Genomic DNA, 9,353 nt, shown 5'->3' with positions numbered 1-9,353 from the left:
GAACGCCGCCAGCATCGGCTCCATGTGCGCGGAGTGGAACGCGTGACTGGTGTTCAGCCGCTTCGACCGGGGGAACCGCGCCGCCAAAGCAAGCACAGCGTCTTCATCACCGGAAATAACAACCGACTCCGCGCCGTTCACCGCAGCGATCGACACGCCCCCGGGCAGCTCGATCTCCGACTCGGCAACCGGAATCGCCACCATCGCGCCGCCCCTGGGCAGCGCCTGCATCAGCGACGCACGAGCCTTGACCAGCTTGCAGGCATCCTCCAGCGACCACACCCCAGCGATGTACGCGGCAGCCAACTCGCCGATGGAGTGACCCACGAACGCATCCGCCCGCACACCCCACGACTCCAACAACCGCACCATCGCAACCTCGAACGCGAAGATCGCAGGCTGCGCGAAACCTGTGTCCTCAACCGGCAAGTCCGGAATAGACAAGTGCGCCGTGACCTCGTCCCACGCCTGGGCGAACACCGGATACGTCTCATACAGCTCACGACCCATGCCAAGCCGCTGCGAACCCTGACCCGTGAACACCAACGCCGTGCGGCCGGTGCCCGCGACGCTGCCCGTGGAGGCGCGCAGGGCCTCGACCAGCTCGTCGCGCGAGGTGCCCGCCACGACGGTGCGGTGGTCGAACCGCTGCCGCCCCAGCGCCAGCGCCGAGGCCACCGCCACCGGGTCCAACTCTGGGTCGGCAGCGGCCTCCGCCAACCGCTCGACCTGCGCCCGCAGCGCGGCGGCGGTGCGGGCGGAGACCACCCACGGCACCACCGGCACGGCGGGGCCGGTCACCGGCTCGTCGGCGGGGACGCCCTCCAGGATGATGTGCGCGTTGGTGCCGCTCACCCCGAACGACGACACCGCCGCCCGGCGCGGCCGGTCCAGCTCGGGCCACGGCCGGTTGTCGGTCAGCAGCTCGACCGCGCCCTCAGACCAGTCGACGTGCGTGCTCGGCTGGTCGATGTGCAGGGACTTGGGCAGCACGCCGTGGCGCAGCGCCAGCACGGCCTTGATCAGCCCGGCCGCGCCGGACGCGGCCTGGGTGTGCCCGATGTTGGACTTCACCGACCCCAGGTACAGCGGCTCTTCCCGGTCCTGCCCGTAGGTGGCCAGCAGCGCCTGCGCCTCGATCGGGTCACCCAGGGTCGTGCCGGTGCCGTGCGCCTCCACCACATCGACGTCCTGAGTGGACAGACGGGCGTTGGCCAGCGCCTGTCGGATCACCCGCTGCTGCGACGGCCCGTTCGGCGCGGAAAGCCCGTTCGACGCGCCGTCCTGGTTCACCGCCGAACCCCGCACCACGGCCAACACCCGGTGCCCGTTGCGGCGGGCGTCCGACAGCCGCTCCAGCAGCACCAGTCCGACACCCTCGCCCCAGGCGGTGCCGTCGGCGGCCTCGGCGAACGCCTTGACCCGCCCGTCGGCGGCCAGGCCGCGCTGGCGGCTGAACTCCAGGAACGCCGCCGGGGTCGCCATCACCGCCACACCACCGGCCACCGCCATGCCGCACTCACCCTGCCGCAACGACTGCGCGGCCAGGTGCAGGGCGACCAGGGCCGAGGAGCACGCCGTGTCGACGGTGACCGCCGGGCCCTCCAGGCCCAGGGTGTAGGACACGCGGCCGGACACGACGGCGGTCTGGCTGCCGGTCATGAAGTAGCCCTCGGCGCCCTCGGGCGTGCGGTACGCCTCGGAGCCGTAGCCCTGGGCGGTGGCGCCGACGAACACGCCGGTCGCGGTGCCGCGCAGGGTCGACGGGTCGATGCCCGCCCGCTCGAAGACCTCCCAGGACGCCTCCAGCAGCACCCGCTGCTGCGGGTCCATCACCAGGGCCTCGCGCGGGGAGATGCCGAAGAAGGTCGGGTCGAACGCCCCGGCGCCGTCGAGGAACGAGCCTTCGGCGGCGTAGGTCTTGCCGGTGCGGCCGGGGTCCGGGTCGAAGAGGTCGTCGCCCCAGCCCCGGTCGGTGGGGAACGGGCCGACCGCGTCGCGGCCGGAGAAGACCAGTTCCCACAGGTCCTCGGGGGAGGTGACCCCGCCGGGGAAGCGGCAGGCGGTGGCGACGATGGCGATGGGCTCGTCGGCGGCGACCGCGGCCACGGCGGTGGCGGCGGGGCCGTCGCCGAGCACCACGGCCAGCAGGTGGTCGGCGACCGCGGCCGGGGTCGGGTGGTCGAAGACCAGGGTGGTGGGCAGCCGCACGCCGGTGGCGGCGCCCAAGCGGTTGCGCACGTCGACGGCGGTCAGCGAGTCGAAGCCCAGTTCGCGGAAGGCCCGGTCGGGGGCGACCTCGGCCGGGTCGGCGATGCCGAGCACGGCGGCGGCCTCGCCGCGCACCAGGTCGAGCACCACAGCGCGCCGGTCGGCTTCCGGCACACCCGCCAGGCGTTCGGCCAGGGCGGACGCGGCGGTGCCCGCGTCGGCGGTGGTGTCGGCCAGCGCGGCACGGACCTCGGGCAGGTCCTCGATCAGCGGCCGGGGACGGGCGGAGGTGAAGGCGGGGGCGAACCGGGCCCAGTCGACGTCGGCGACGGCGACGAAGGTTTCGTCGTGCTCGACGGCCCGCAGCAGGGCGGCCACGCCCAGCCGGGGCGGCATCGGGCGCAGGCCGCGACGCTGCACGTACGCCTCGTCGTCGGCGTCGGCCATGCCGCTGCCGCCGCCCCACAGGCCCCACGCCACGGAGGTGGCGGTGCGGCCCTGGGCCCGGCGGCGCTCGGCGAGCGCGTCGAGGTGGGCGTTGGCGGCGGCGTAGGCGCCCTGGCCCGCACCGCCCCACACGCCCGCGTTGGAGGAGAACAGCACGAACGCGTCGAGCGGGGTGTCCCCGAGCAGGGCGTCGAGGTGTTCGGCGCCCGCGGCCTTGCCCGCGATGACCGCGGCGGCCTCGTCCAGGGTGGTGTCGGCCAGGGCGGCGACGTCGCCGACACCCGCGGCGTGCACGACGGCGGTCAGCGGCAGGTCGGCGGGGATGTCGGCGAGGACGGCGGCCAGGGAGTCGCGGTCGCCCGCGTCGCAGGCGGCGACGGTGACCCGGGCACCGAGGGCGGTCAGCTCCCCGGCCAGTTCGTCGGCCCCGGCGGCGGCGCGGCCCCGGCGGCTGGTGAGCACCAGGTGCGGGGCGCCCGCCTCGGCCAGGGTGCGGGCGACGTGGCCGCCGAGGGCGCCGGTGCCGCCGGTGATGAGGGTGGTGCCGCGCGGGGTCCACGCGGCCTGCGGGGTGCGGTCGCCGAGCGGGGCGGGGGCGAGGCGGCGCACGTAGGTGCCGGGGGCGCGCACGGCGAGCTGGTCCTCGTGGCCCACGCCCGCCAGGACGGCGCCGAGACGAGCGGTGGCGCGGGCGTCGGGGGTGGGCGGCACGTCGACCAGGCCGCCCCAGCGGGTGGGGTGCTCCAGGCCGAGGACGCGACCGAGGCCCCACACCTGCGCCTGGGCGGGGTCGGCGGCCGGGTCGGCGGGGACGGCGGACACGGCGCCGGAGGTGATCAGCCACAGCGGGGCGGCCACGTCCGCGTCGCCGAGGGCCTGGAGCAGGGTGAGCGCGCCCGCGAGCCCGGCGGGGACGGCCGGGTGGTCGGGGTGCGGGCGGGTGTCCAGGGGCAGGGTGGTGACCACCCCGGCGAAGTCGGTGCCCAGGGCGGTGATCGCCGTGGCCAGGGCGGCGCGGTCGGCGGTGGCGGCGTCCCACGGGCACACCACGGCGTCGCCGACGGCGTCGCGCACGGCGGCCGACCACCCCTCGTCGGCGGTGCCCTCGGGCACGACTACGAGCCAGGTACCGGTGGGGGCGGTTTCGGTGGTGGCCAGTGGCTGCCAGGCCACGCGGTAGCGCCAGCCGTCGACGGCGGAGCGGTCGCGGCTGCGTCCGCGCCAGGTGGACAGGGCGGGCAGCACGGTGCCGAGCGAGTCGGCGTCGACGGCCAGGGTGGTGGACAGCTCGTCGAGGTCGCCGCGTTCGACGGCGGCCCAGAAGGCGGCGTCGGCGGGGTCGGCGGCGCTCGGGGCGGCGGTGGCGTCGAGCCAGTACCGCTGCCGCTGGAACCGGTAGGTGGGCAGGTCGACCAGACGAGTGGCGGGGATGGCGGTGCCGCAGTCCACCGGGGCGCCGTGGGCCCACGCCTCCCCCAGGCTGCGCGCCACCCGATCCAGACCGCCCTCATCGCGGCGCAGGCTGCCGACAACCCCGGCCTCGCAGGCGGCGTCCTCGATCACCTCGGAAATCGCCACCGCCAACACCGGGTGCGGACTGACCTCCACCACCACAGCAGCACCCGGCAACGCCGCACGCAACGCCGCCTCGAACTCCACCGGCTCCCGCATGTTCCGGTACCAGTACTCAGCACCCATCCCAGCGGTGTCGAACAACTCACCCGTCACCGTGGAGAAAAACGGAACCAGCGAAGCAGTCGGACGAACCGGGGCCATGTCCGCCAACAACTGCTCCCGCAACCCATCCACCTGCGGCGAATGCCCAGCCGTGTCCACACCCGGAATCCGCCGAGCCCTGATGCCCTCGGCCTCGAACTCGGCCACCATCAGATCCAAAGTGGCCGGATCACCGGCAACAGCACACGATCCCGGGCTGTTCACCGCCGCCACAGCCAGCACATCGGACCACTTGCCGATCCGCTGCCGCACCTGATCCGCCGGGGCGAGAACCGACGCCATCCCACCCTTGCCCGACAGGGTCAGCCACAACTTCGACCGCAAAGCCACCACACGCGCCGCATCCCGCAGCGTCAAACCCCCGGCGATATATGCGGCGGCGATCTCACCCTGCGAATGACCCACCACCGCAGCCGGAACAACACCGAACGACTGCCACACCCGCGCAAGCGACACCATCATCGTGAACAGCACCGGCTGCACAACGTCAATGCGTTCCAACGACTCACCAGTGCGCAGGACGTGCGTCACCGAAAAGTCGACGAACTCCCCGAACGCCTCCTCGCACTCCACCACCGAAGCGGCGAACACCGGCGAGGAATCCAGCAGCTCCCGCCCCATCGCAACCCACTGCGAACCCTGACCCGGGAACACGAAGACCACGCGCTCCCCCGGCTTGGCCCTGTGCACCTCGACAGCCGGGTCACCGGGCAGCGCGACCGCCCGGTACGGGAACACCGAACGCCGCGACAGGGTCCAGGCGACGTCGGCCGGGTCCTCGGGAACACCGCGCAGGGCGTCGAGCTGCGCGCGGGCGGCGGCCTCGGTCTTGGCCGACACCAGCCACGGCGCCGGGCCTGCCGCCACCGGCGCGGCGGGGACCTCGGGGGCCTGCTCGATGATGACGTGGGCGTTGGTGCCGGAGATGCCGAACGACGACACCCCGGCCCGGCGCGGCCGGTCCACCTCCGGCCACGGGCGGGCCTCGGTCAGCAGCTCGACGGCGCCCTCCGACCAGTCGACCTCGGTGGTGGGCCGGTCGACGTTGAGGGTGCGGGGCAGCACGCCGTGCCGCATCGCCCCGACGACCTTGATGATGCCCGCGACACCGGCGGCGGCCTGGGTGTGGCCCAGGTTGGACTTGACCGACCCCAGGTACAGCGGTTCGGCGCGGTCCTGGCCGTAGGCGGCGAGGACGGCCTGCGCCTCGATGGGGTCGCCCAGGGTGGTGCCGGTGCCGTGCGCCTCGACCAGGTCGACCTCGGCCGGGGTGAGCCGGGCGGCGGCCAGGGCGTCGGCGATGACCCGCTGCTGGGCCGGGCCGTTGGGGGCGGTGAGGCCGCTGGACGCGCCGTCCTGGTTGACCGCCGTGCCGCGCACGACGGCCAGGACGGGGTGCCCGGCGCGCAGGGCGTCCGACAGCCGCTCGACCAGCAGCACGCCCGCGCCCTCGGAGAAGCCGGTGCCGTCGGCGGCCTCGGCGAAGGCCTTGCACCGGCCGTCGGCCGACAGGCCGCGCTGGCGGCTGATCTCGATGAAGGTGCCCGGGGTGGACATGACGGTGACGCCCCCGGCCAGGGCCAGGTCGCACTCGCCCTGCCGCAGCGACTGCACGGCCAGGTGCAGGGCAACCAGCGACGACGAGCAGGCGGTGTCCACGGTGACGGCGGGGCCGCGCAGGCCGAAGGTGTAGGCGACGCGGCCGGAGGTGACGCTGTCGGCGCTGCCGTTGCCCAGGTAGCCCTCGACGTCGTCGGGGGCCTGGTCCACCCGGGACGCGTAGTCCTGGTACATCACGCCCGCGAACACGCCGGTCCGGCTGCCGCGCAGGTCCTCGATGTCGACGCCCGCGCGCTCGACGGCCTCCCAGCACGTCTCCAGCAGCAGCCGCTGGTGCGGGTCCATCGCCAGCGCCTCGCGGGGCGAGATGCCGAAGAACAGGGGGTCGAAGTCGGCGGCGTCGGGCAGGAAGCCGCCCTCGCGGGTGTAGAGGGTGCCGTGGTTGTCCGGGTCCGGGTCGTAGAGCCGCTCCAGGTCCCAGCCGCGATCGGTGGGGAACGGGCCGATGCCGTCGCGCTCGTCGGCGACCAGCCGCCACAGGTCCTCCGGGGAGGCCACCCCGCCGGGGTAGCGGCAGCCGATGCCGACGATGGCGATCGGCTCGTGGGTGCGCTCCTCCTGCTCCCGCAGGCGCTGGCGGGTCTGGTGCAGATCGTTGGTGACCCGCTTGAGGTAGTCGCGGAGCTTCTGCTCGTTCTGCATCTGACGCAACCTCTTCGAGGACGTGGACCACTGGTGCGCCCGCGCGGGACTGATCACCGGACGAGGGGAAATCGGCGCTATTTCCGCTCGGCCAACGCTATGGTCGACCCCTGGGGTCTACAACCCCTAGGGCCTCCCCCTATGGCCCGTGCCCACACGCGAACGGCCCGACCCCACCGGGGCCGGGCCGTTGTTCTGCTGTTTGTCAGGAAACGCCGAGATCGTTGTCGATGAATGCGAACAGGTCGTCGTCGGAAGACGATTCCAGCTTTTCGGAAACGTTGTCGGCTTCGATTCCCGCCGCGTCCAGCCGGGCCAGCAGGGCGCGCAGCCTGGCGGTGGTGCGGCGGCGCTCCTCGGGGTCGAGGGTGTCGGCGTTGGCCTCCAGCGCGGCCAGCCCGTCGCCGCCCGCCGCCGCCCCGGCCGGGTCGGGCAGGCGGGTGAGCAGGTGGTCGGCCAGTTCGGCGGCGCTGGGGTGGTCGAACACCAGGGTGGCGGGCAGGCGGGTGCCGATGGCGGCGCCCAACCGGTTGCGCAGTTCCACCGCGGTCAGCGAGTCGAACCCGAGGTCGAGCAGGCCGCGGTGCGGTTCGACGGCCTCGGGCCCGGCGAAACCGAGGACCCCGGCGATGTGGCCGCGCACCAGGTCGAGGACGGCGGCGGGCCGGTCCTCGGCGGGCAGGGCGGTCAGCCGGGTGAGCTGGTCAGCCCCGGTGGCCGAGCCCGCGGCGCGGCGGGCGGGAGCCCGGACGAGGCCGCGCAGCAGCGGCGGGACGGCGACGCCGTCGGCCAGCAGCCCGGCCCGGTCGAGGCGCAGCGGCACCAGGACCGGGTCGGGGGCGCCGAGCGCGGCGTCGAACAGGGCCAGGCCCTCCTCGGGGGACAGGCCGGTGACCCCGCCGCGGGCCATTCGAGCCACGTCGGTGTCGCTGAGCGCGCCGGTGAGCCCGGTGCGCTGTTCCCAGAAACCCCACGCCAGGGACACCGCGGGCAACCCCTCCGCCCGCCTGCGCACCGCGATGGCGTCGACCACGGCATTCGCGGCAGCGTAATTGCCCTGCCCCGCAGTGCCGAGAACTCCGGCAGCGGAGGAGAACACCACGAACGCCGCGAGATCGCTGTTCCGCGTCAACTCGTCCAATACGACCGCGGCGTCGACCTTCGGCGTGAACACGACGTCGACCCGTTCCGGGGTCATCGCGGTGACAAGGCCGTCATCGAGCACCCCGGCGGCGTGCACCACAGCGCGCAATGGCGCATCCGCCGGAATACCCGCCAATACCCCGGCGACCGCATTCCGGTCGGCCGCGTCACAGGCGGCCAATTCCACCCGCGCGCCCAGCCCACGCAATTCCGCGACCAGTTCCGCCGCACCCGCCGCGGCGGCACCGCTGCGGCTGAGCAGCACCAGGCTCCGCACGCCGTGCGACACCACCAGGTGCCGGGCCACCAGCGCGCCCAGCGTCCCGGTGGCCCCGGTGATCAGGGCGGTGCCGTCGGTGGGCAGGGTGGCGGGGGTGGCGGTGGCGCGGGCCAGGCGGGGCGCGGTGAGGGTGCCCCGGTGCCAGGCCAGTTCCGGCTCGCCCGAGGCCAGGGCGGCGGCCGAGGTCGCCGGGTCGGGCCGGGCGTCGGTGTCGAGCAGGACCACCCGGCCGGGGTTCTCGGACTGGGCGGAGCGCACCAGCCCCCGCACGGCGGCGGCCGGGCCGGTGCCCGCCGGGGTGACCACGACCAGGCGGGCGTCCGGGTTCCGGTCGTCGGCCAGCCAAGTGCGCAGCAGGTCCAGCGCCCAGCCGGTGGCCGCGCGGGCGGCGTCGGGCAGGGCGGCCGGGTCGTCGGGGTACTCGGGCAGGACAGCGAAGACGGCGTCGGTGCCCGGGGGAACGGCGGTCAGGTCGGGGACGGTTGTGGCGCCGGGGAAGTCCCCGAGGGCGGCCCACGCGCCGGGTGCGGCGGTGGGTGCGGGGACCGGGGTCCACTCCAGCCGCAGCAGGGAGTCCGCCGGGCGGGCGGCGGCCAGGCGGGCCGGGTCGACCTCGCGCAGGGCCAGCGAGTCCACCGTGACCACCGGGTTCCCAGTGGTGTCGGTGAGCAGCACGGACACGGTGTCGTCGGCGCCTGCCGGGGCGATGCGCACCCGGGCGGTGGCGGTGCCCCCGGCGTGCAGGGCCACCCCGGACCAGGCGAACGGCAGGCGCACGGTGTCGCCGCCGTCGAGGCCGAGGGCGTGCAGGGCGGAGTCCAGCAACGCCGGGTGCACCCCGAACCCCGCCACCGGGGCGTCGACCGCCACCTCGGCGAACACCTCGTCACCCCGGCGCCAGGCAGCGCGCAGCCCTTGGAACACGGGGCCGTACTCGTAGCCGCGCACGGCCAGGTCGTTGTACGCGGCGTCCACGGGCAGCGGCTCCGCCCCCGGGGGCGGCCACTCGACCAGGTCGACGGCCGGGGTGGGCACGGCTTCGGCCAGCGCACCCGAGGCGTGCCGGGTCCAGGTCTCGTCGGCGCCGCGCGAGTGCACCTCGACGCGGTGTTCGGCGTCGACGGTGACCCGCAGGTCGACCGCGCCGTCCTCCGGGAGCAGCAGGGGCGCCTCGATGGTCAGGTCGGCCAGCACGGGCAGGCCCAGTTCGTCACCCGCCCGCAGGGCCAGCTCCACGAACGCGGTGCCCGGCAGCAGGGCGGTGCCGCGCACG

The 9,353-nt window shown here is 74.8% G+C and carries 2 protein-coding genes; both read right to left on the bottom strand.

The features are described from left to right. Positions 1 to 6,657, bottom strand: a 6,657-nt coding sequence (locus UO65_RS17190; RefSeq protein ID WP_035283732.1) for a type I polyketide synthase, incomplete at its 3' end; no start/stop codon positions are given. A 205-nt stretch (positions 6,658 to 6,862) separates the two neighbouring features. Next, positions 6,863 to 9,353, bottom strand: a 2,491-nt coding sequence (locus UO65_RS38635) for a type I polyketide synthase (protein WP_035283730.1), incomplete at its 5' end; no start/stop codon positions are given.

Origin of the sequence: Actinokineospora spheciospongiae (assembly GCF_000564855.1) — a bacterium.
Lineage (GTDB): Bacteria > Actinomycetota > Actinomycetes > Mycobacteriales > Pseudonocardiaceae > Actinokineospora > Actinokineospora spheciospongiae.
The sequence above is the reverse complement of the archived record's forward strand: the minus strand, read 5'-3'. Positions and strand labels throughout refer to the sequence as shown.